General features: G+C 32.4%; 29 protein-coding genes. 13 read left to right on the plus strand and 16 right to left on the minus strand.

What is annotated here, in order from left to right; genetic code table 11:
• Positions 1-595 precede the first annotated feature (595 nt).
• The gene (gene thsA / locus IJI93_RS02275) at positions 596-2,242 is read right to left on the minus strand and encodes a thermosome subunit alpha (protein ID WP_292819298.1); all 1,647 of its coding nucleotides are present in this window, start codon (positions 2,240-2,242) and stop codon (positions 596-598) included.
• Positions 2,243-2,362: 120 nt separating this feature from the next.
• Here thsA and IJI93_RS02280 point away from each other — a divergent pair, with 120 nt between their 5' ends.
• The 4 genes from IJI93_RS02280 to IJI93_RS02295 are packed head-to-tail and all read left to right on the plus strand — an operon-like array spanning position 2,363 to position 4,709.
• The gene (locus IJI93_RS02280; RefSeq protein WP_292819303.1) at positions 2,363-3,379 is read left to right on the plus strand and encodes a hypothetical protein; all 1,017 of its coding nucleotides are present in this window, start codon (positions 2,363-2,365) and stop codon (positions 3,377-3,379) included.
• A 37-nt stretch (positions 3,380-3,416) separates the two neighbouring features.
• A complete protein-coding gene (locus IJI93_RS02285) occupies positions 3,417-3,572 on the plus strand; it encodes a hypothetical protein (protein ID WP_165814026.1) in 156 nt (51 codons plus the stop codon).
• 37 nt (positions 3,573-3,609) lie between these two features.
• Complete coding sequence (locus tag IJI93_RS02290) at positions 3,610-4,062, plus strand: hypothetical protein (RefSeq protein ID WP_292819306.1); 453 nt, start codon at positions 3,610-3,612, stop codon at positions 4,060-4,062.
• A gap of 8 nt (positions 4,063-4,070) precedes the next feature.
• Positions 4,071-4,709, plus strand: coding sequence for a DUF116 domain-containing protein (locus tag IJI93_RS02295; protein ID WP_292819309.1), 639 nt, complete (start codon positions 4,071-4,073; stop codon positions 4,707-4,709).
• On the opposite strand, the gene IJI93_RS02300 is transcribed toward IJI93_RS02295, so the two are convergent.
• The 4 genes from IJI93_RS02300 to IJI93_RS02315 are packed head-to-tail and all read right to left on the minus strand — an operon-like array spanning position 4,706 to position 7,714.
• Positions 4,706-4,912 (minus strand): hypothetical protein, encoded by a 207-nt coding sequence (locus tag IJI93_RS02300; RefSeq protein WP_292819312.1) that lies wholly within the window; start codon positions 4,910-4,912, stop codon positions 4,706-4,708. The genes IJI93_RS02295 and IJI93_RS02300 overlap by 4 nt on opposite strands.
• A 1-nt stretch (position 4,913) precedes the next feature.
• Positions 4,914-6,116 (minus strand): hydroxymethylglutaryl-CoA reductase (NADPH), encoded by a 1,203-nt coding sequence (gene hmgA, locus IJI93_RS02305; protein WP_292819315.1) that lies wholly within the window; start codon positions 6,114-6,116, stop codon positions 4,914-4,916.
• Positions 6,116-6,979: a succinate--CoA ligase subunit alpha gene (gene sucD, locus IJI93_RS02310; RefSeq protein WP_292819318.1), complete on the minus strand. Its 864-nt coding sequence runs from the start codon at positions 6,977-6,979 to the stop codon at positions 6,116-6,118. The genes hmgA and sucD overlap by 1 nt, the downstream gene beginning before the upstream one ends.
• Before the next feature lie 9 nt (positions 6,980-6,988).
• Positions 6,989-7,714, minus strand: coding sequence for a hypothetical protein (locus IJI93_RS02315; RefSeq protein ID WP_292819321.1), 726 nt, complete (start codon positions 7,712-7,714; stop codon positions 6,989-6,991).
• Between the two features lie 142 nt (positions 7,715-7,856).
• Between IJI93_RS02315 and aroD the strand changes: the two genes are divergently transcribed.
• The gene (gene aroD, locus IJI93_RS02320) at positions 7,857-8,531 is read left to right on the plus strand and encodes a type I 3-dehydroquinate dehydratase (RefSeq protein ID WP_292819324.1); all 675 of its coding nucleotides are present in this window, start codon (positions 7,857-7,859) and stop codon (positions 8,529-8,531) included.
• Positions 8,532-8,539: 8 nt separating this feature from the next.
• Positions 8,540-9,145 carry a S24/S26 family peptidase gene (locus IJI93_RS02325; protein ID WP_292819327.1) on the plus strand — a complete coding sequence of 202 codons (606 nt, stop codon included), beginning with the start codon at positions 8,540-8,542 and terminating at the stop codon, positions 9,143-9,145.
• Between the two features lie 66 nt (positions 9,146-9,211).
• On the opposite strand, the gene IJI93_RS02330 is transcribed toward IJI93_RS02325, so the two are convergent.
• Positions 9,212-9,550, minus strand: coding sequence for a P-II family nitrogen regulator (locus tag IJI93_RS02330; protein ID WP_292819330.1), 339 nt, complete (start codon positions 9,548-9,550; stop codon positions 9,212-9,214).
• A 9-nt stretch (positions 9,551-9,559) separates the two neighbouring features.
• Positions 9,560-10,774 carry an ammonium transporter gene (locus tag IJI93_RS02335; RefSeq protein WP_292819333.1) on the minus strand — a complete coding sequence of 405 codons (1,215 nt, stop codon included), beginning with the start codon at positions 10,772-10,774 and terminating at the stop codon, positions 9,560-9,562.
• A gap of 338 nt (positions 10,775-11,112) precedes the next feature.
• Between IJI93_RS02335 and IJI93_RS02340 the strand changes: the two genes are divergently transcribed.
• Genes IJI93_RS02340 through IJI93_RS02365 form a run of 6 tightly spaced genes read left to right on the plus strand, consistent with a single transcriptional unit; the run spans position 11,113 to position 15,160 of the window.
• Positions 11,113-11,373: a hypothetical protein gene (locus IJI93_RS02340; RefSeq protein ID WP_292819336.1), complete on the plus strand. Its 261-nt coding sequence runs from the start codon at positions 11,113-11,115 to the stop codon at positions 11,371-11,373.
• An 11-nt stretch (positions 11,374-11,384) separates the two neighbouring features.
• On the plus strand, positions 11,385-12,611 hold the full coding sequence (locus tag IJI93_RS02345) for an HD domain-containing protein (protein WP_292819339.1): 1,227 nt from the start codon (positions 11,385-11,387) through the stop codon (positions 12,609-12,611).
• Positions 12,612-12,619: 8 nt separating this feature from the next.
• On the plus strand, positions 12,620-13,168 hold the full coding sequence (locus IJI93_RS02350) for a UbiX family flavin prenyltransferase (RefSeq protein ID WP_292819342.1): 549 nt from the start codon (positions 12,620-12,622) through the stop codon (positions 13,166-13,168).
• A complete protein-coding gene (gene cbiT, locus IJI93_RS02355; RefSeq protein ID WP_292819345.1) occupies positions 13,169-13,732 on the plus strand; it encodes a precorrin-6Y C5,15-methyltransferase (decarboxylating) subunit CbiT in 564 nt (187 codons plus the stop codon).
• A gap of 21 nt (positions 13,733-13,753) precedes the next feature.
• Positions 13,754-14,512, plus strand: coding sequence for a hypothetical protein (locus tag IJI93_RS02360; protein WP_292819348.1), 759 nt, complete (start codon positions 13,754-13,756; stop codon positions 14,510-14,512).
• An 18-nt stretch (positions 14,513-14,530) separates the two neighbouring features.
• The gene (locus IJI93_RS02365; RefSeq protein ID WP_292819351.1) at positions 14,531-15,160 is read left to right on the plus strand and encodes a molybdenum cofactor guanylyltransferase; all 630 of its coding nucleotides are present in this window, start codon (positions 14,531-14,533) and stop codon (positions 15,158-15,160) included.
• Here the strand turns inward: IJI93_RS02365 and rrp42 are convergent.
• From rrp42 to IJI93_RS02405, 8 genes are all read right to left on the minus strand, one after another.
• Positions 15,157-15,942, minus strand: a complete 786-nt coding sequence (rrp42, locus tag IJI93_RS02370; RefSeq protein ID WP_292819354.1) for an exosome complex protein Rrp42 — start codon at positions 15,940-15,942, stop codon at positions 15,157-15,159. The two genes, IJI93_RS02365 and rrp42, sit on opposite strands and share 4 nt — an antisense overlap.
• Positions 15,943-15,954: 12 nt before the next feature.
• Entirely contained in the window at positions 15,955-16,650 is a 696-nt protein-coding gene (gene rrp41 / locus IJI93_RS02375; protein ID WP_292819549.1) for an exosome complex exonuclease Rrp41, read from the minus strand.
• Between the two features lie 36 nt (positions 16,651-16,686).
• Complete coding sequence (rrp4, locus tag IJI93_RS02380; RefSeq protein ID WP_292819357.1) at positions 16,687-17,598, minus strand: exosome complex RNA-binding protein Rrp4; 912 nt, start codon at positions 17,596-17,598, stop codon at positions 16,687-16,689.
• Between the two features lie 21 nt (positions 17,599-17,619).
• Entirely contained in the window at positions 17,620-18,321 is a 702-nt protein-coding gene (locus IJI93_RS02385) for a ribosome assembly factor SBDS (protein ID WP_292819360.1), read from the minus strand.
• A 31-nt stretch (positions 18,322-18,352) separates the two neighbouring features.
• Positions 18,353-19,144, minus strand: coding sequence for an archaeal proteasome endopeptidase complex subunit alpha (gene psmA, locus IJI93_RS02390; protein WP_292819363.1), 792 nt, complete (start codon positions 19,142-19,144; stop codon positions 18,353-18,355).
• Positions 19,145-19,362: 218 nt separating this feature from the next.
• Positions 19,363-19,719 (minus strand): Rpp14/Pop5 family protein, encoded by a 357-nt coding sequence (locus IJI93_RS02395; protein ID WP_292819552.1) that lies wholly within the window; start codon positions 19,717-19,719, stop codon positions 19,363-19,365.
• Positions 19,709-20,419, minus strand: a complete 711-nt coding sequence (gene rnp3 / locus IJI93_RS02400) for a ribonuclease P protein component 3 (RefSeq protein ID WP_292819366.1) — start codon at positions 20,417-20,419, stop codon at positions 19,709-19,711. Before rnp3 ends, IJI93_RS02395 begins: the two co-directional genes overlap by 11 nt.
• Positions 20,420-20,461: 42 nt before the next feature.
• A complete protein-coding gene (locus IJI93_RS02405) occupies positions 20,462-21,058 on the minus strand; it encodes a zinc-ribbon domain-containing protein (RefSeq protein WP_292819369.1) in 597 nt (198 codons plus the stop codon).
• Between the two features lie 191 nt (positions 21,059-21,249).
• Here IJI93_RS02405 and IJI93_RS02410 point away from each other — a divergent pair, with 191 nt between their 5' ends.
• Positions 21,250-21,543 (plus strand): winged helix-turn-helix domain-containing protein, encoded by a 294-nt coding sequence (locus IJI93_RS02410; protein ID WP_292819378.1) that lies wholly within the window; start codon positions 21,250-21,252, stop codon positions 21,541-21,543.
• Here IJI93_RS02410 and IJI93_RS02415 read toward each other — a convergent pair.
• Positions 21,540-22,517 carry a zinc ribbon domain-containing protein gene (locus tag IJI93_RS02415; RefSeq protein WP_292819383.1) on the minus strand — a complete coding sequence of 326 codons (978 nt, stop codon included), beginning with the start codon at positions 22,515-22,517 and terminating at the stop codon, positions 21,540-21,542. The two genes, IJI93_RS02410 and IJI93_RS02415, sit on opposite strands and share 4 nt — an antisense overlap.

A 22,517-nucleotide genomic window follows, 5' to 3' on the forward strand; every position in this document is an offset into this window, starting at 1 on the left:
ATACAGAAATATCTGAACTAGCAGCATAACTATAGACAGATACATCTGATGTATCATCTACTAAGCTAGTAGCATACGAATCTGTAACACTTATCTCACTTGCACAAACAGCACTAACAGAAAACAAAACTGAAAGCACTAAACACAAAGTGAGTAATAATTGTTTGTTCAAAATAATTTACCTCCATCACTATTTATTTAAACAAAACAATGAGCATCAAATCTCATTTCAAGAGTATTTATTATAAATATCTTATATAAAGCTTTTTATTTCCTAAATCAAATTAAATGAGTTTAATTTTTAAAAATAAGTCTAAAAATTTATGAAAATTTGAAATTAAACAAAATTATACTTAAATTAACCTATAAAAAGATGAAAACATATGAAACATTATTTCAACAAATTTGAATATATAAAAATCTAAATAGTGGTTGAAAAGTATATTATATAAAATAACATATAATTAGAACCCCTATAATTAAAAAACATTAATTTAAGTCAATTTAGAATAAAAAAGAACACATTTAATAATATAAATAGAAAAATAAGTACAAAAAATAAAAAAAATAAAAAATGTAAAATATTGAAATTATTCTACATCATTGGAGGCATTCCACCCATACCACCTGGCGGCATTGGAGGCATACCACTATCATCATTTCCAGATTCATCAGGTCCGGTTGAAGACAATGCATTTCTTGCTGCAATCATGTCATCAATACGTAAAATCATTTCAGAAGCTTCACCAGCAGATTGAAGTGCTTGAATCTTTACCCTTAAAGGTTCAATAACACCATCTTCTTTCATATCCACTACTTCACCACTGAATACATTTATTCCAATGAAAGGAGAATCTTCATGAGCAGCTTTTAAATCAGCAATTAGATTTATGGTATCCAAACCTGCATTTTCAATTAAGGTTCTTGGAATAACTTCTAAAGCTTCAGCATATTTTAAAATAGCTAATTGTTCCCTACCACTTACAGATTCGCCATAATCTCTTAATCCTTTTATTAAATCAATTTCGCAAGCTCCTCCACCAATGAGAACTTTACCTTCTTCAATAGTAGCTGCAACTACTCCTAAAGCATCATCCAATGCCCTTGAGATTTGTTCAGTCACATAACGGGTACTGCCTCTTAATACAATAGAGGAAGCTTTCGGATTTTCACATTCATCAACGAAAGTTAATTCATGATCAAAGAGTTTGTCTAAATATACGCGTCCAGCAAAACCTAATTTGTCTTCTGTTAAATCTTCAATATCAGTGACTAGTTTAGCGCCAGTTGCTTTGGAAATTCTTTCAATGTCAGATTTTTTAACTCTCTTATAAGCCATGATTCCGGCCTTTTTCAAGTAGTGCTCTGCCATATCATCAATACCCTTTTGACAGAATAGTACATTAGCTCCGGAGTCCAATACTTTATTTACCAAATCTTTAATCATTTGTTCTTCTTGAGCCAAGAATGCTTCAAATTGGTCAGGACTAGTTATATCAATTTTGGCATCAGTATTAATATCTTTTAATTCAATAGGATATTTTACAATTGCAATTTTAGCATCTTTAACTTCTTTAGGCATGTTTTTAGATAAAGGAGCTTTATCAATTACAATACCTTCAGACAAAAATGAATCTTCTACAGAATCTCCGGAAACTCTTTGAATATTAATATTATCAATTTCAGATTTTCCATCTTCTTTAATTCTTAAAGCAGCATCTACAACTAACTCAGCCAAATGTTCTTTTGCATAATCTGAACCTTTACCACTCATTGCAGTAACAGCCACTTTTTTAAGGGTTTCTTTATCATCTGCATCGATAGCAATTTCATTTAAAATTTCGATTGCTTTTGCAGTTGCATTTCTAAAACCTTTTACAACAATAGATGTTGCAATGCCTTCGTCTAATAATTCTTCAGCTTTACTTAATAATTCACCTGCAATAACAACAACAGAAGTAGTTCCATCTCCAACAATATCTTCTTGTTTTTTAGCAGTTTCAACAAGCATTCTAGCTGCAGGTTGATTAATTTCCATCTCTCTCATGATAGTTGCGCCATCATTAGTGATAGTAACATCACCTAATGAATTAACTAACATTTTATCCATTCCTTTAGGACCTAAAGTAGTTCTTACAATATTTGACAATACTTTAGCTGCTGTGATATTCATTCTTAAAGCATCTCTTTTTGAATATCTTTCAGTCCCTTCAGGAAGAATGAATATTGGTTGATTTGCCATTTCATAATCACCTTAAAATTTTTTGAATAAAATAATATAAAACTAAGTTTTTATACATATATAACATAGGTTTGAGGTTATATAAAAAGATTACCCATTAAACTAACTTTAGGTGTGTTAATGTACGAAGAGATAATTAAAGAAATTAAATCAAATTTGGGTGAAAACAACGAATTAAACAGAAGATATTTGACAGCCCAGCTTGATGTATACCGTGATCACCCATATAATATAGAGATTACTAGAGAAATCTCTCGAATGATATGGGATTGTCTTTCACAAGACGAAAAAGAAGAGTTCAGGGAAATAACTGAAAAAGAAAATCATTTGATGGATATCTTAAATGAGATATCACCAGACATTGAAAGCGGCAAATATGAAACCGCTTTAGAAAAACTTGATAGCTTCATTGAAAATTACCCTCCGATGTTTGAAGATGATACAGTAAGCGAATATCATTACTTTACCAACACACTTGAAGAAATATTATTTAACGAGTATATTGGAGCTGAAAAAAGTATAAGATATATACCTGACAATCAGCCTTTGCTTGATTTATATTATATTTATGGGTTTTTGCTTTTAGAATATAATCAATTAGATAAATCTGAAAAATACCTAAAAAAAGCTTTAAGGATTAATCCTGTGTCTGCAAGAATAATATTGGAACTGAGCGAAATTTATAAAATTCATACCTACACTTTAAATAAGCTTTTTATTTTTACTTCAGATGCTTTAAAATATGCATATTACCCTAATGATATAGCTAGATGTTATAGGAATTTAGGCTATTATTATATTGAAGAAAATCAAATGGAAACCGCATTAGCATTATTTAAATACAGTATGAACTATGAAATGAGTCCTCTTGCTTATGTAGAAATTAACTACATCCAATCTAAAAATCCCGATTTGAAATTAACTTCCAGGGAATGTGAAGAAATAATTAAAAACAAAAACATACAACTTGGCGTTAATCCTTTCGTTTTAGAGACTTTAGAGAAATTAGGCAGTGAATATGAAAAAAATTTACTTTACAATCAAGCGGGTTATTACTACAAATTATTATATGAAATAACAAAAGATGAAAAGATAATTGAAAAAATCAATTTTTTAAAAGAAAAAATAAACTATTAATAATATATATAATATATAATATAACAGGTGATTTAAAATGTGTTCTAGTGGAGGGCCAATGGCCGATATTGATTTGAAAAAATTAAAAACAAAAAAATACCATTGTAAAGACTGTGGAAATTCCTTTAAAGGTCTTGGAAAAAAAGTAGTTTGTCCTTCTTGCCAAAGTGACAACGTTGAACTTGCAGAGTAAAAAATTTACTCTATTTTTTATTTTTTAACTGATTTATATGAACATTGATTTTAAAAATGATGAAATTCTATTTCTTGAAGGTGAAACTGGGATGGTTGGAGTAGTTAAAGTAGCTTATGAAAACAAAATGTTATTTATTGCTACTCAGGACAATGAGGAAATAGTCCAATTTTTAGAATCTGATGACATAATTGCTGTTTCTAACTTTAAAAAAGACAAAAGAGCCATAAGATCACAGGCATATCTGAGCAGGGAAGAATCTTCCCCCCTTGTGATTTTAAATAAAGACCATCCATCAACTAAAAGACTGGAAACCGTTTTATCAATTGGTGAAAAAGTAAACTTGAATTGTAACATTACTCCCGGAACACATCCCGAACAAGACGTATTGTGTTCCTGTGATAGCTTATCTGGACTTGAAATAGTAAAAACCAAAACAGGAGTAAGGTTAAACAAAAGATTTGATGATTACACTATTGAAAAATTTTAGGGCGAACGATGTTTATTGATTCCTTTTATATGTTTTTAGGCCAATTGGTAGTTTTTTTAGCCATTTTAATTGTAATATTGTTTATTGTAGTTCTTATTTTAGGATTGTTAATAGCTAGAAAAAACAAAATTAAATTTCCTAGATTTGTTTTATTTGTAGTAGACCTATTATATTCCCCATTTAAAACAATTGCTCACGTATTGAAATTAGATGAACACCTGATAGATGATATTGCCATAAAAGTCAGGGATGAAATCAATAAGGAAAAATTTAAGGAAATCCCTGCCGAAAAAACATTGATATTTTTACCTCATTGTTTAAGGCACAAGGATTGTCCAGCAACACTTCAAAAAGAAGGACTGAACTGTACGGAATGCGGATTATGTTCCATTGGAGTTATTAAAAAGAAATCAGAACCCCTTGGCTACAAATTATATATCGTTCCGGGATCAAGTTTTGTTAAAAAAATAGTTATGGAAAATAAGTTTAAGGCAGTGATTGGCGTTGCCTGTCATGAAGACCTAAATCAAATGATGATGCTGCTTTCCGATTTTTGCCCACAAGGCGTTCTTCTTGAAAAAACAGGTTGCTTTGAAACAAAAGTGAATGTTAAGAAAGTTTTTGAAAAAATTGATTCCAAAAACTAATCGTCATAATATCTCATGAAATCATCTGATTCGGGAGTTTGGCAAAACTCATTTATAAAATCTTTTAAATCATTGATGAATTCTTCTTTTCTTTTATCAAAATCCTTAATCTGAGAATAATCTTTTTTTACTGAAATTGTCATTATTATGTCATCAGTTTCAAGAGTCAATTCTGGATATAACTCATCTAAAAAATCATCCATATTATCCTCTTCCATGTTGCTGATGAGCCCTTGCAAGGTGTCCTGCAGCTATAGCTCCAACAAGAGACAATTCCCCTGCCAGCACAGTACTTGCAACGATTTCAGCAAATTCACGAGCCTTACCTGAACCAGCAACTCCCAAGATTTCTAATCCTTCATGAGCAGCTTCCAAACTAGTTCCTCCACCAACGGTAGCTACTGGCAAATCCGGCAAGTTAACTGAGAAATATAAATCTCCATTTCTGTTTTCAGCTGTAGTTATCCCTAAAGATCCTTCAACAACATGAGCGGCATCCTGGCCTGTTGCTAAAAATATGGCCGCAACCATATTTGCATAATGTGCATTGAACGCCATGCTTCCGCTTGCAGCCGAACCTATTAGGTTTTTAGCAGTGTTTACTTCAACGATCATATCTGTTGTGGTTTTAAGTTTTTTTGCAACAATTTCCTTTGGAATTAAAATGTCTGCTATAACGCTTTTTCCTCTTCCTTCAACAATATTTATAGCAGCTGGTTTTTTATCAACACAGACATTGCCGCTTAACGCCAAATGGGTTGCTGTGGTATCCTGCGCCAATTTGTCTAATATCTTTTCGGAAGCTATTGTTACCATATTCATTCCCATACTGTCACCGGTTGAGAAAACAAAACGCGGATAAACATAACTTCCAACGATTAAAATAGGGTCAATTTTAATTAGTTTACCATGAGAAGTTGTACTTTCAGCTATTTCTTTTAACTCAGCGAAATTATCGACAAACCATTGTTTTATTTTTAAAGCATCCGCAACACCTTCACATCTAATGGCAGGTGCACGTGTCATGATATCCGAAATAACTCTTGCATTCGCACCGCCTGATGCAGTAATAGTTGATGCTCCCCTGTTAATTGATGCAACAAGTGCTCCCTCAGAAGTTGCAAGCGGAACAAAAACTTCTCTTTGACAGTACTCTCCATTAATCTTTAAAGGACCTGCAATTCCCATTGGAAGCTGTAAAACTCCAATTGAGTTTTCAATATTCCTTGCTGACGCCCTTTCCATATCAAGAGTATAATTGGAAATGTTCTCTAAGTTTATTCCATATTTCTGCTCTAAAAATTCTCTTCTAATATCAGTTGCCTGTTTGGCACTAACCTGCTTGTCAACCTGATAAAGTTTAATTTCACCATTTAATAATTTATCAATAATTTCTTGATTTGACATTACATAACCTTTTTAAGCAATTCTACAATTTCAGATGGTTTTTTAGCTACTTCCACACCTGCTTCATTTAAAGCCTTGGTTTTACTTGCAACAGTACCGGAACTACCTTGGATAATAGCTCCAGCATGCCCCATTCTTTTACCAGGAGGTGCGGTTCTTCCTGCAATGTAAGAAACAACAGGTTTTGACATGTCTTCGGCAATGTATTTACCTGCCCTTTCTTCTGCAGTTCCTCCGATTTCACCAATCAATACTACAGCATCGGTTTGGTCATCTTTTTCAAATCTTTTTAAAATATCAACATAATTATCACCGGTAACAGGGTCTCCACCAATACCTACGGCAGTACTTTGACCGATGCCAGCATTAGTAAGTTCGCTTGCAATTTCATAAGTTAAAGTACCGCTTCTTGAAATAACGCCCACATTACCTTCTGAAAAGATATGGGTCGGCATAATACCTAATTTACCAATTCCCGGAGAAATAATTCCAGGAGTATTTGGACCGATTATGGTTGTTCCCATCTGTTTAGCATATGCCATTATCTTCATACTGTCATGTACCGGGATATGTTCAGAAATAATAACGACTAAATCTAAATGTCTTATTGCTTCAAATGCCGCATCTTTTGCAAATTTTGCAGGAACAAAAATTATTGAAGAATTAATGTCAACTTCATCTTTTGCTTCTTCAATAGAATTGAAAATCGGAACCTGGTCTAAGAATTTTTGACCTCCTTTGCCGGGAGTAATTCCTGCAACAATATTAGTATTATACTTCAACATTTGTTCTGTATGAAATGAACCTTGTTTTCCAGTAATTCCCTGAACTAAACATTTTGTATCTTCGTTTAATAATATCATAATTTACCCCTATCTCAAAATTCTTGTTTTATTTTCAAAAGGAACAGCCAAATCGATTACATTTCCATTCATAAATGCGGTAGCTGAAAATATTACACTACCTGGCAATACATTACATGTTGTTCCTCTTTTAACTAAATAAGTATTCTTATTTCCAAGTGCAGCTCCAATCATTGCACCAGCAATTACGCCCACAGATTCGATTTGTTCAACTGTTGCAACAACAACCGGATCATCAGTTTCAGGTGAAACATAACCGACACCAGGTATTTTCTTTATTTTTGGCTCGATATAATCAGATACATCAGTCAAATTTTCCATACCTTTAGCAGCATCAATCGCGGAATTTGCAACATTGGCTACAAATGGCTCTCCTCCGTATGTATCAAAACCTAAAACAATTGCATCAGGATACCTATCTGGCCTAATGTTAGCTTCAGCATATGAAATTCCTTCCCCCGCTTCTTCAGGAGTTTGGGAAATTCCTGATAAATCTCCAAAATTTTCTGCACTCATTTTTAAAATATCAACAATGCCTTCATTTATAGGCTCAAGCAATTCATCTTCTACAAATGCACTAATAACAACGTCATCCCCTGTGACATTTGTCAGTGCAACATCTCTTGCACCTAATTCTTTAACTCTATAAAGGTTATTTTCGATACTTTCTACTAGCTTAGTACTGCAAGATACATCATTTTTTGAAATATCTGCACCTATAGCTGTAATTTTCAAATTAACACCTTTTATAATTGATTAATTAAATAAATAAAATATAAATATTTTATTGGTATATATTTTGTATTTTGATTTATATAAATATTAGGAGTTTTTTCTAAGAAAATTTAATAAATAACAATTCTCATAATAATTAATAATGTATTCACAAACTAAGATTGCAATTCCCATTTTTCAAAAAAATTGCAAAAGCGTTATTGAAGTAGCTCAAGATTGTATCAATAAAGGGGCCGATGTATTAGAGTTTAGAATTGATGCACTGAAAAATCCTGACATTGATGAAATAAAAAATACGATTGAAGAAATTGATTTTCCAATGATAGCTACCAATAGAATAGACACTGAAGGAGGATCCTTTAAAGGTTCAGAAGAAGAAAGGATTAATATTTTATATGAATGTGCACCTTTAGTCGAATATGTGGATATTGAACTTCAAAGTAATGATGAGTATATTAAAAAAATCCATGATACCGGCGTAAAAACTATTGTTTCCTATCATGACTTTGAAAAAACTCCAGGATTAGATGAAATTACCTACATTGTCGAAAAAGAGCTGGAGCTTGGAGACATTGCAAAAGTTGCATTTATGCCTCAGGATTTAGAAGATACATTAACCATACTTGCAGTTCTTTCACATTGTAAAGATACAATAGCCATCTCGATGGGAGATTTGGGAAGTTATACCCGAGTTATGGCATCGAAATTTGACTCTCCGATTACCTTTGCCGCCGGAACAGACGTGACAGCACCTGGTCAGATTGATATTGAAACAATGAAAGCCCTGCTAAATATGGATTTAAATATAATGGATTAGTGATTTGAATGGCTAAAAAGATTATTTTAGCTGTAATTATTATTTTTATATTGTCTGCTTTTTGTATAAATTTCACGGTGAACAATTCTGTGAACTTGTTTATTGACGGTGAAAATGTTTCCGTGCAAACAATAACATTGAATCCAACCGTGAATACTGAAAATTTAAATAGGGATATCTGCGAATATACCGTAAATATAATGAATGATACCAATTCCAACATTACAACTTTAAAAAATGGAATCGAAGAAATCTGTAGCAAATATGGTTTGAAAAACCCTAAAATAAATATTGATTCAAGCATTGGAAAAGACCAAATACCAGTCATTGTTTTTGTTGAAGGAAAGTCCATGCTCCCAACTCTGCAGGATGGGCAAAGCGTGCTTATAAATAAATCAAAAAATATTCATGTTGGAGATATTGTTGTAGCCAATTCCGATGAATATGACGGAATTATCAAAAGAGTTGGAGATATTAAAGGCAATGAAATTTATTTGATAAGCGATAACAAAAACGTTAGCTACACATATAAAAATGGAATATTATACGAAACAAAAGGCGTGACTACTTGGGTTGACCTTTCTGATATTAATGGTGTGGCAATTTCTTACTAAAATATATTTAAGGAAATAATGCATAGAGCATTATCTCCTACATCATATGTTGAAAATAATGGCAATCTACAAAGCATCAACCCCTTCTTCACCGGTTCTGATTCTTATAACATTATCTATCGGATGAATAAATATTTTTCCATCCCCGATGTTTCCGGTGTGAGCGCCTTTTTTGATTGCTTCAACAATATCGTCAACACTTTCATCTTTTACAACAATTTCAATACGTGTTTTTGGAATTAAATCAATACAGTAGCTTGATCCTCTGTAAGATTCTTTAATTCCCCTTTGGTTTCCTCTTCCTTTTACCTCAGATACATTCATCCCTTCGCATCCGACAGCTATAAGGGCATTTTTAACATCCGTATATTTCTCTTGTCTGATTATCGCAACAACACTTTTCATAAATTTCACCTAGTTAAAATTATATGCTGATTCTTCATGAAGGTTTGTGTCAAGTCCGCCGATTTCTTCATAATCTTCAACTCTAATACCATTCATAGATTTGTCTAATATTTTAGCTAATATAAAGCTTATTGTAAATGAGTATGCTAAAGTAGCAACAACACTTATAATCTGAATTACGACCTGATTAAGGTTACCTGCAACCAATCCTGCAACACCTCCTACGGCAGGCACTGCAAAGATTCCAGTTGCGATTGCTCCCCATACACCGGACATACCATGAATACCCCATACATCCAAAGCATCATCATATCCGAGTTTTGGTTTTAAGTAGTAAATTGCAAAGTATGAAACAAATGGAGCAACAGCACCAATGACAATTGCACCTAAAACATCGACGAAACCTGCAGCCGGAGTAATAGCTACAAGTCCTGCTACTGCACCGGATATAGCGCCTAAAATTGTTGGTTTTCCAACTACATAAGTATCTAATGAAGTCCATACGATTAAACCTACAGCTGCAGAAACATTTGATACTATGATTGCGTTTGCTGCAAGACCATCTGCTGCAAGGCCTGATCCTCCATTGAATCCCATCCATCCAAACCAGAGTAAAGCTGCTCCTAACACAGCATATCCAAGATTATGTGGAATTAATGAAGCGTCTTTTCTTTTACCTAACACTAATGCGACAGCCAATGCAGCTGCTCCTGAGTTCATATGAACTACTGCTCCTCCTGCGAAGTCAAGAGCACCCATTTGCATTAACCATCCTCCGCCCCATACCCAGTGAGCAACCGGGATATAGACTAGACAAGCCCATGCAACAACAAAAATTATCCATGCTCTTGTTTTCATTCTTCCAACTAATGCTCCGGAAATAAGGGCAACTGTCAAACCGGCAAAAGCACATTGAAACATTACAAACAATAATGTTGGAATTGTTCCATTTAAATCGCTTAAGCCGATGCCCTGTAAGAAGAAATTAGTTGGAGATCCAATAATACCGCTGATATCACTACCAAATGCAAATTGATATCCGAAACTTACCCATATTACACTTACTATAGAAAATGCAATGAAACTTAAGAAAATTGTATTTAAAACATTTTTACGTTTACTTAATCCTCCATAAAAAAATGCTACAGCAGGAATACTCATTAATAAAACTAAAAGACTACAAATAAGAATCCATGCTGTGTCACCTGCACTAAAAACGACCATTTTATCTTATCTCATAAATTTGAATTAATAAATTATAATTTCATATCTTCAACAATGTCGGAAGATATATGCCGGAAGTATTATTCCGATATATAGTAATTAATCATCATAGTATATAAATGTTATGGAAAATCCTATAAAGAAAAGTCAAAAATCAAATTGAATGAACAAAATTATTAAAAAATTAAATAAATATATAAACTATTCAAAAAAATTTTAGAAAATAAAAAAATAAAGCTTTTTAACAAGTATTAAATATTACATAGAAAAATAAATAATAATAATATAGTTTAACAAATTAATAACTGATAAATCGAATAAAGAAAAAGAGTGTTATTATGAAAGACTCAATAAAAGCTAATTTAATAATATTTTTTATAATTGCGATTATTGCTTTTGGTATTAGTACTGCATTTGCAGGATTGACCATCCAGGAAGACACTGAGTCATATAAATTAATTCCAATTGAAAACAATTCATTTGAGCCAAATCAGATTGAAGAGGTGCCAACATATGTTGAACCTGTCAATACTACAAATACAACAAATAACACTATTAATTATAATAATGATACTAACCCTAATTCAACAAACATTTGAGGTATTGTAAAATGACCGAAAAGAAAAAATTTATCCGAGACAGTGTATACGGAGACATAAGCTTAAGTTCCTTTGAAATGCAAATCATGAATATGCCTCAGTTTCAACGTTTAAGGAGAATAAAACAGCTGGGATTAATCAGTTTAATTTATCCTGGGGCCAACCATACAAGGTTTGAACATTCAGTTGGAACCATGAATTTAGGATCAAAATTAGCAACTGAATTAGAATTGAATGATGATGAAATTGAGTTAATCAGAGCTTCCGCCCTTCTGCATGATGTTGGACACGGCCCGTTTTCCCATGTTTCAGAAGGCGTATTGTCACTACCTCACGAAGAGCTAACAAAACATGTAATTACCAAAACATCAATGCGAGATTTGCTTGAGGAAAAATTTGATGTTAATGAAATCGTCGACATCGTTAATGGTAAAGGATATCTTGGCCCTATTGTATCTGGAGAACTTGATGTTGACCGTATGGACTACCTTTTAAGGGATTCACATAATACAGGGGTGGCCTATGGAATTATTGATTATGAAAGAATCATATCTAATTTAAAATTAGAGGACGGTTTAATACTAAACATCAAAGGGGTTCAAGCTGCTGAAGGAGCATTGGTGTCAAGATATTTTATGTATCCTAGCGTTTATCAACACCACACAACCCGTATTGTAAATTCAATGTTTAGAAGAAGTCTTAAAAAAATAATCGATGCAGGAGTCATCGATGAAAAAGACATATACAAATATGATGATACAGACATCGTTTCAATATTCAGAAACTCTGATGATAAATACGTTAATGAAATAATGTCTAGACTGGACAATAGGAACCTTCTCAAGAGAGTGAAAACCATTAGACTTGACAATTTCAAAGTTCCTGAAAAAATGTACAAAATCAAGCCAGAAGAATTAAGGAAAGCTGAATCAGAAATAGCTGAAGATTATAAAATAGATAAGGATTATGTATTTATCAACATTGCCGAATATCCTCGTTTTGATGAGATGAAAACACAAGTTGATTTGGATGGGAAATTATATCCATTAACTGAAATATCAAATATTATTTCTGCATTGAGCAAAGCTAGATTCAATATACCTGACATTAGCGTTTATGTTCCTGAAGAGGAAAAGCCGAAATTTGACAAATTCAAATTAGAGCAATACCTGGATTTGCCTGAAATTGATAAAGAAAAATTCCACGGTATTCATTATGACCAAATTAAACTATTTTAGGAGATAATATGATAGTCGTTGCAATTACCGGCGCAAGTGGAGTAATTTATGGAATAAGGTTACTTGAAGTTTTAAAAGAACTGAAAATCGAAAATAGTTTAGTAATTAGTGATGCCGCAAAAACAGTTATCGAATCTGAAACCGATTATGCCATAGAGGAAATCATAAAAATATCCGATAGCTATTATGAATTCAATGACTTGACAGCTTCAATCAACAGCGGATCATTTAAAGCAGATGCTCTGGCAATCGTTCCATGTTCAATGAAAACTTTATCATCAATAGCCAATGGATATGGAGATAATACAATTACAAGAGTTGCCGATGTAAGTTTAAAGGAGAGAAGGCCAACAGTAATTGTTCCGCGTGAAACTCCACTCAGAACTATTCATTTAAAAAATATGCTGACATTATCACAGGAAGGCGCTATAATTTTACCTGCAATGCCGGGATTTTATTCAACACATGACAGCGTTGATGACCAAATCAACTTTATTGTTGGAAAGATTCTAGATGCCTTGAAAATTGAAAATAATTTATTTAAAAGGTGGGAATAAATGTTAGAAGATATGGATTTTATCAAATCTTGTGATGTTCCAGGCCCAACAAAAGAAGCCATACGGGCAATAATATTATATAAATCCGAAGTTTCACAAACTGACAAGGTTGTTGACTGCGGATGTGGAACCGGAGGAATTACTTGTGAATTTGCTCAAAGAGCAGGTGAGGTAATTTCAATTGACACCAACCCTGAAGCGATTGAAATAACCGGGAAAAATCTTAAAAAATTTGGACTTGGAGATAATGTCACTTTAATTAATGACAACGGAGCCAATGCTCTAAAAGATATTGAAAACATTGATATTGCCATTGTGGGAGGTAGTGGCAGAGAACTTGAAAATATCTTGGAAATCATTAATTCAAAGCTAAACTCGAATGGCAGAATTATTATCACCGCTATTTTAGTTGACACAAAAATTGAAGCTGTTAATAAGCTTAAAGAACTCAATTATAATCCGAAAATCATGGAAGTGAACATTTCAAATGGAAGAGTCCTTGATCGAGGGGTCATGATGATAAGTGAAAACCCAATAGCGATAATAACTGCTAAAAAAAGATAATGAAATTTTGGAGATTAAAAAATGGATTCACATAAAAGATGGAAAATAAAATTTTCCATAATAATGGTTATCCTAATAATTATAATATATGGCTCAAACTATCTTGTATTAGGAGATCCTGAGCATATCATATCATATATTTGGACACATTTAGGATTTATCCCAGTTGATATTTTAGTAGTTGCCTTTTTACTAGATGAAATCATTGAGAAAAAAGAAAAGGAAGCAATGCTTGAAAAATTGGATATGCTGATGAGCACATTCTTTTCTGAAGTTGGAAATGAACTGATCAGCCAGCTTAGTGCTGCAAACAAATACAAAGCCAGTACTGAAAATCTAAAATCAATCAAAAATTGGGAAGATAAAGACTACAAAAACAAGTTGGATGAACTTAAAAATACTACAATTGATTTTCAAGCAGATATTGCACTTGAAAATAGAGAGGAATTTTTAGAAAATTTAAGAAATCTATTGGTAAGCAAAAGAGAATTTATCATTAACTTAATAAACAATCCAAATTTACTTGAAAAGGAAGAGTTTACAGGATTAATTAATGCTATTCTTCACTTGGATGAAGAACTAGAGCACAGAAAGGATTTAAGTTTGGTAACTGATGCTGATTTCGCACATTTAAATGGAGATATGCACAGAGTGTATAATAAACTAGTTTATGAATGGGTTTATTATTTAAGATACCTCAATAAGCATTACCCGTATATGATTGCATTGATTATACGTACCAACCCATTTGATGATGATGCTGAAGTGTATGTAAAATAGATTCCAGGGAGATTTAATATGAGTAATGAAAATAAAAAAAATGAAAATATTAAATCTTGCATTATCTTATGTGGAGGGCAGAGCAGAAGAATGGGTCAGGATAAGGGATCAATGATTATCCAAGACAAACCTATGATTAAACACATACTCTCCACTTTAAACAATGAAATAAATGAAGCTATTATTGTTTTAAATGATAAAAAAAGAATTGCCAAATATATGCAATTCATCGACCCCAATGATTACACCTACAAAATAAATTTTGTTGAAGATGAGATAAAAAATAAAGGACCCCTTCCAGGATTAATGACCGGCCTTGAAAATATCACCGGCCAGTACTCATTGGTGCTGCCTTGCGATAGCCCTTATGTTACAAAAAATTATATCAACACTATTTTTAATGAAATAAATGAGGATTACCAGGCTATTGTTCCATATCATGACAGTGAAAACAAGCTTAAAACTTCAGAACCGCTACATTCAATTTACAGTAAAAGCATAGTTCCCGAAATTGAAGATTTGATTTCAAAAGATACCCTTCACATTAAGGGACTGATAAAAAAAATAGAAACAAAATTTGTTTTAATTGATAATAAAAAAATATTAAAAAAAGAATTTAGAAATCTAAATCGTCCATCAGACATTTAGAGATGTTCTATTAATTCTTTTGTTTTTGAAACTGCCATATTGACAGCATAAAGAATTTCATCTTTAGTTAATGGTTGAGAACCGCCTTTTTGCATAGAACAGATTCTGCCATCTTTGGTAACACCAACATTTAAACGAGCGCTAGCTACTCTTTCTTCATCTAATGTTGGATCTAAAACCATTTTATCGCCAATTTTAACGAAAGTGCATAAAGCTAGTTCGTTGTTGATTGGTAAATCAAAGGTTTCATCTTCACTAAGGACTACTTCATCATCAACTATGGATGCAACAGGCAATTTAGTAGATTTGAGTGCAGCCATAACTGCTAATTCACAAGCATCGAAAAGGTTTCCGCAGTTATCAATTATGTGCAAATCAATAAAGAGCATCCAAACGTGTTTTCCTTCTTCAACACACAATTTGTCCAATTCGACTAATTCACTTTCACGAATACCTCTGTCAACTACACGTGCAAGTTCAATTGAATCATCGCTAGGTGGTCCTGGTTCAAAAGTAGGATCAGCCATTGGCAACATTTCACAATTAGTCATTAAAACTCCTAATTCTGGAGTATCTGGAAATGGGCTTCCAAGTTGTGGTTTAATACCTACAATGACTTGAGTTCCACCAATTTTTACACGAGCAGAACCTTCAGCTTTTGAAATAACATTAGTTTCAATAGAGATATCCCTATATTCGTTTAATTCCCTGCCATCTTCTCTTTTTTCATTTCTGACAAGGTTGGTAATACTTTGTCTTGTAATTTCTGGTACTATATCCATATTATCCACCCACTATTCTGTAGAATATTTTTTCATTAAAGCTTCTTTTTGGAGCTTGCTTACTTCAAGACATCCTTCCATAGCTAAATCAATTGCTTTTGCAAATTCTTCTTCAGTTAAATTACCATCACTTTGTAATAAGGTAATTTCACCAGTTCTTGGCATCATAGCTATTGGAACATCAGCTTGACCTTCTTTATCTTCATATTCAGATAAATCCAATACAACTTCATCATTTACTTTACCAGCAGCACAACCTACAACAATATCTTTCATAGGCACTCCTGCATCAACTAAAGCAACGGAAGCTGCTGTAATTCCTGCACAACGGGTTCCACCTTCAGCTTCGATTACTTCTATATAAATATCAATCATTGAACGAGGATAATTTTCTAACATTAATGCTGGCCTTAATGCATCAGCAGTAATTTTAGAAATTTCTGATGACCTTCTATCTGGTCCTGGTCTTTTCCTATCATCTACTGAGAATGGTGCCATATTATATCTAACTCTAATTACACCTGTATTAGGTTCAAGCAATCTTCTAATATATGATTCTCTTGGCCCATAAACAGCAACTAAAATTTTATTTCCTCCAACTTCCAAATAAGCGGAACCGTCTGCACGTTCAAGAACTCCCGCTTCAATTTTAATAGGACGTAATTCATTAAACTTCCTACCATCTTGTCTTATCATTTCTGACATTATATCAACCTCATTTAATATTCGAAGAACTAATAACCATCATTTATTATTCAAAATAAAAGAATTATTTGAGTTATCACCATATGATAAAGGGTTATCCTTTTTGGTTTTTCTTTTCAATTCTTCAATAACTTCAGCTATATTAGGCTTTTCTTCTTTTTCATTTTTATTTTCTTCAGCTTCTCTTTCTTCTTGTTCTAATTCTTCTTTAAAATTTTGAAGTTTAGGTTTTTCTAAAACAAATTCTTCTTCCTCTTCAGGAACTTCCTCAGGTGGTATTTCACCATCAATAGCTAAATATAATTTGTTTTTGATTTTATTAGTTAAACCAGAAGTATGAGCTTCAGCTTCAATTAAATGAATAACATCTTTGGTAAGTTGTTCCATGTCTTCGTCACCTTTTACCCAGACAAGACCATTTTGACCAACAACAATTTTACAGTTGGTTTTGTCCTTAATCATGTTGATCATAGAACCTTTTTTACCAATCAATCTTGGAACTTTAGTAGGAGCAATATCTACAATTATTCCTCCTTTAAATTTACCCATTCCTCTTCCTTTCAAACCGAGTTTTGCCTTTTTGATTTCATCAACATCGACAACTCTTAAAAATAGCACATCCCCTACATCATATACTTTGTTGAGTTCCTTTTTCTCACGACCAAACACTTCAAAAGCGGGTAAAATTCCGGAATAAGGTGAATTAATATCTACATCCCACATTGAGAATCGCACATCATTAATTTTACCTATTACGACGTCTCCTTTTTTAGGAACATATTTACTTTTAAGAGGAATAACTCTAATTTTTTTATTCCTTAAAGAAACAAGTCCCATTAAAGAAGAACAAACTTTACCATTCTCTTTAAAGGTACCTCTTCCTGAATAGTATTCATCATCAGCTAATACCTGTCCAGGAATAACCAAATCTTTATTTTCCACATATATCATAATAATCCCATAAGATTAATTTTATTTAATTGTCTTAGTTTCTGCTTCTCCACCTGAAATTTCAGCCATTTTTGCAGCAAAAGAATTTTGAAGACCACCAGGCATTTCAACAATACCAATCCAAGAGCCATCCTGTTGCCATTCCTCATTTATTATCTCTCCAAATCCATGAATAACAGAATAAGCACTTCCAGCAGCAGACCCAGGAAGCCTTACTGCTACTTTGGCTTTTTCAAATCTGATTGGAATAAGTGGCTTGATGGCTTTTAGGGCTGATTGCACTTGCTGGTCAACGGATGTGAATGGATCAAATTTAACTTTTGCCTCATCACATGCATTTTCAATTCTTTGAACCGGATGAGGTAAACCATTTTGAGGATTAACTGCTTCTTTAGCTATTTTATTAATAACTAGTTTACGTTTATCCTCCTGCATCTTTCTTTTTTGGTCAGCGGTTAACTGAACAGTTCCCTTTTCAAGTATGATTTTAGAAACTTCAATAGGATCTGTAGTTTCGAAAATTTTATTCATAGCTTCATCAGAAGCCTTGTCTCCTTTTTTGGAGTCTTTAAAAATTTCTTCAACAGCTAAAAGATCTTCAATAGCAACATCTTGGCCATCTGGATTTCTATATTCAGCTGCTAAATCAGGGTCAACTAAAATCTCAAAATGTTCACCGCAGTATTCATATTTAGCAATTATAGCTTCATCAACATTTACCATTGAAATATCCCCTAACTAACAGTTATAAAATTTATTCTTCATCATCCTGCAAGTCTTCTTCAGACTCTTCAGTTTCTACTTCTTCTTCAACTTCCTCTTCTTCAACTAGGATTTCATCAATGTATCCTTGTACTACATCTTGGGAAAGTTTTTCATATTTGCCAGTGTCTTTTTTGATAACTGCAATTTCCACATTATTTGAAGTGGTATCATGGTCAGTAGCTTCATTAATGGCAGTAATCGCCAAAGCAATTGCACCTTCTAATGTGATATCATCACTATATTGTTCTTCAAAGATGTCCATAGCTGCGGATCTACCAGAACCAATAGCAGTTGCTTTATATTGAATTAATGCTCCACTAGGATCGGTTTCAAATAATTTGCATTTATCTTCATATACTCCACCAATGATTAATGCGGAACCGAAAGGCCTTACACCACCATTTTGGGTATACAGCTGTAACATATCACATAATTTTTTAGATAAACTTTCTACTCTGATAGGTTCACTATATGTGATTTTGTTAATTTGAGCTTCCACTCTTGCTCTTTCGACTAAAGCCCTTGCATCTGCCACAAGGCCTGAAGTAGCTGCTCCGATATGTTCATCTATTTTGAATATTTTTTCAATAGATGATGCTTCAACTAAACTAGAAGTAGTCCTTTTATCAACAGCTAAAACAATTCCTTCAGAACTTTTAACACCGATTGATGTAGTTCCTCTTTTTACAGCTTCTCTTGCATATTCTACTTGGAAAAGTCTTCCATCTGGGCTAAATACAGTAATAGCCCTGTCATATCCAGCATTTTGTAAAGGTTGCATATTAATACCTCTTATTTCTAAAATATTTTAATAAAAATTAACTTTTAAATTCAACAACATAAAAAATAAAACCAATCTCCATGAATGGCAATTTTTACTTTTAATCACTACCAAGTAGTTTATTAAAATACTTTTTAACACATTTTTCCATAAATTCAATTGTTATATATAATATATATTATTTATAAAGTTTTCTATTTTAAACTAACAAAAAGTAATTAAATATATTTTTGTGATGCCTTAATTGTTCCGGACAAACCGATAGTCGTTAATGAAATCCTCTCGGATTTGAATTTATTCACCAAAGCAAGAGAAGACCTCACCTCATCTTCATAACCCCTCTGACAGCGGATGATTGCTTTGTAATTATAATATTCATCCAGTTTCCCTAATTCATAAAATCTCATTACCCATAAGTTAAAATTGGACGTATTAAGTTCTCCTTGAAATCTTACGCACGCATCCCAAACAATTGAAACCAAATCATCCTTTACAATTGGAGACATGCTCTTGATTTCAACAGTCAGATACCTATTGTTTTTCCTAAGTGTAGGCGGCAAAACCTTAAGAGCCATCATCAACCCTCCTAACACCTTTGAAAATCAGTTTATCCCGATTATTGTTAAATTTTATAATATTTGCAGATGATTCAAAAGATTTTTCAATTTCTTCATCTGACAAACCTGCCTGTTTGAAAAATGCAATGAAATCATAAGGGGTTTTAATATCAAAAACAGACTCTGCTCTTGATGACAGAATCAATGGAAAATCATATTTTCTATATAATGTAAAGATATCATTAAAATTAGAGATTACCTTAGACCTATGAGACAGGTAAGTTCTTAAAACATCCTTAAAACATAATTCAATAGCCACATTATTTTTTACAGCCTCTTTAGCAAGCACATGATTAATACCTGCATCATAACGTCTTAAATATGGTCTTGATAATACATCGATTTTGATGTTTTCCAAAGTAGCCCTATTGACTTTCAAATCGCCACCGATAACAGAAATGCATGAAGAATTATTTCTAAATTTATTTACAATGTTCCTTATTTCGTTTATGTTATTTGATTTAATTTCCAAAGTGTAATCAATATCTATATCACTAGCCAATTCGTTAATCAATTCATTTTTAAAATTTAAGGCATCCGAATAATCATTTTGATTATATGAAAAATTAATATGGGACCATCCATATTTTGAAGCTTCCCTAGCTAGAATAATATTATTTTCAAAACTACTGCCTTTAATGTTTAAATCAAAAAACATACTAGATAGTTTATTATTTAAAATATTAATAATTTTTCGAAATTATTGGTACTTGTAAAAAGTTACTTCCCAACTTACGGTTTCATAGTAATCAATAGTAAATGTTTGCGAGGAAGATGAAGTATACTCAAAGGAATCTGATCTAGTTTCCACATCACTATGTGAACCCCAATCAACGCCACCGCTTGCACTAGAGCCTGTTACATATAGATGATTTGTAGCATGATTTTTTATAGGATATGCTGATAATTCAACTCTTATCTGGCCTGGAGGAACATTGATAGTTTTTGAACCGGAACCCGAACCTGAATAACTGCCAATTACTTGCCATGATTTTGAACTGGTTTCTTGAGTTGTTGCGGAAGAACTTTGAGAAGAGGACACTTCCTGTGATTGACTTGAAGAAGCATTTTCTACATTAGCACTATTTCCTGAAGTAGAATGCATATTTAATGCAAAATATCCTATGGTAGCTACAAGAAGTGCAATAACAATTACCAGGGCTACAATAATATATTTCGAAGTATTGGACTTTTCTTCAACGGGATTTGAAGCGGCCTTTTGAACTAATGATTTTCCACATTTGGTACAAAATTTTGCATCATCCCTATTTTCACAACCACAACTTGGACATTTCATTTTTATCAACAAAAAAAACTTTTCTTAAATTAATTTTTAACACAAGATATATATTAAACTAACCATTATACAATCAAGTTTATATAATGAAAAAAATTATCCATACCTACTTAAAAGGTGTTTAAAATAGTTATATCAAACTAATAACATGTTATAAAAACTTTTATACATAAAAGACTATATACTTTATTATGTCAAAAGAAAATGATGAACTATTGAAGTTAACTTCCTATGTTCAAATTTCTAAATACCGTGAAAAAACACTAAAATCAATTGGAGATGATGTAAAAATTCCTACTACTATCGCAAAAGACAGTGGCATTAGGACAAATCATATCTCAAAGGTTTTAAGTGAATTAAAAAGTAAAGAGATTGTTGAATGTATAAATGAAGAAGCTCGTAAAGGCAGATTATACAGACTAACCGATACCGGAAAAGAAGTTTTAGATACTATTAAAGAAAGAGAAGAGAAAACACAAGATTAGAATATCTCCACACCATTTTTAATATTTTCTAATTCTTTGCGGGCATCTTCTCTTGAAGCTATTTTTAAGATATCATATAATGATTTTAATAAAACACTATTTTTTATACCAAGTGAAAAACATTCATTTGTTTCAATGGTAATGGAGTCATTAGACGGAGCTTTTAAATCCTTTTTATATTGTAATTTAATATCTTCCCTTAAATCAGCATCGATGTACTTTTCCAAATAAACAATGATTTCATTAGCAAATGTATTTCCAAAAACAACCATATCGTTTATGGAATCCCTATCAAAACCCATCTCATTTACCAAGCTATTAAAAGACCCGTAATTCTGATATCCATAAGGGATAAATCTTCCTTCAACAGTATGGGCGCAATATTCATTCATAATCTTAAACTCAGGAAATGTTAGATAAAACCAGACAAAGCTTTGTAAAGTTGTTGAAGTGTTAACCTTAAAGATATTGCATAACAAATCTTCAATAATGCTAAACAATAAATAATGAGTCAATTCATGAATTATAGTTGCAATTTGAACCGAATCATCTAATCGATCATCATAATATATGCAATTATCAATAAAAATATATCCTCTTTCATATCCCCTTGATTTAGGTTTACAGTCAGTGAAAATACTTGCCAGCCTCAAAATCCTATCCTTTGGAGTATTTCCATAAATATTGCTATATTTTGCTCTTGCAAAAATATTTGCTAAAATTCCATTATATTCTTCATCACTAAAATGGGCATTTTTTAATAGGTTATCATTATATTCCGTGAATAAAGTGTCAAAGTCATCAATTGTTATTGGATTAATCTGTTTTTTACATTTAACACAATAATCAGCAATGTCTGGATTAATCTCACCACAAAACGGACAGATGTGTTCTGTAATGAATTTATTGCCACAATGAGTGCAATAATTATTTTCCTTAAGGTTTAAAGTTCCACAGACATCGCAATTTCTCAT

Source organism: Methanobrevibacter sp. (genome assembly GCF_017431965.1).
In the GTDB taxonomy this organism is placed as follows: domain Archaea; phylum Methanobacteriota; class Methanobacteria; order Methanobacteriales; family Methanobacteriaceae; genus Methanocatella.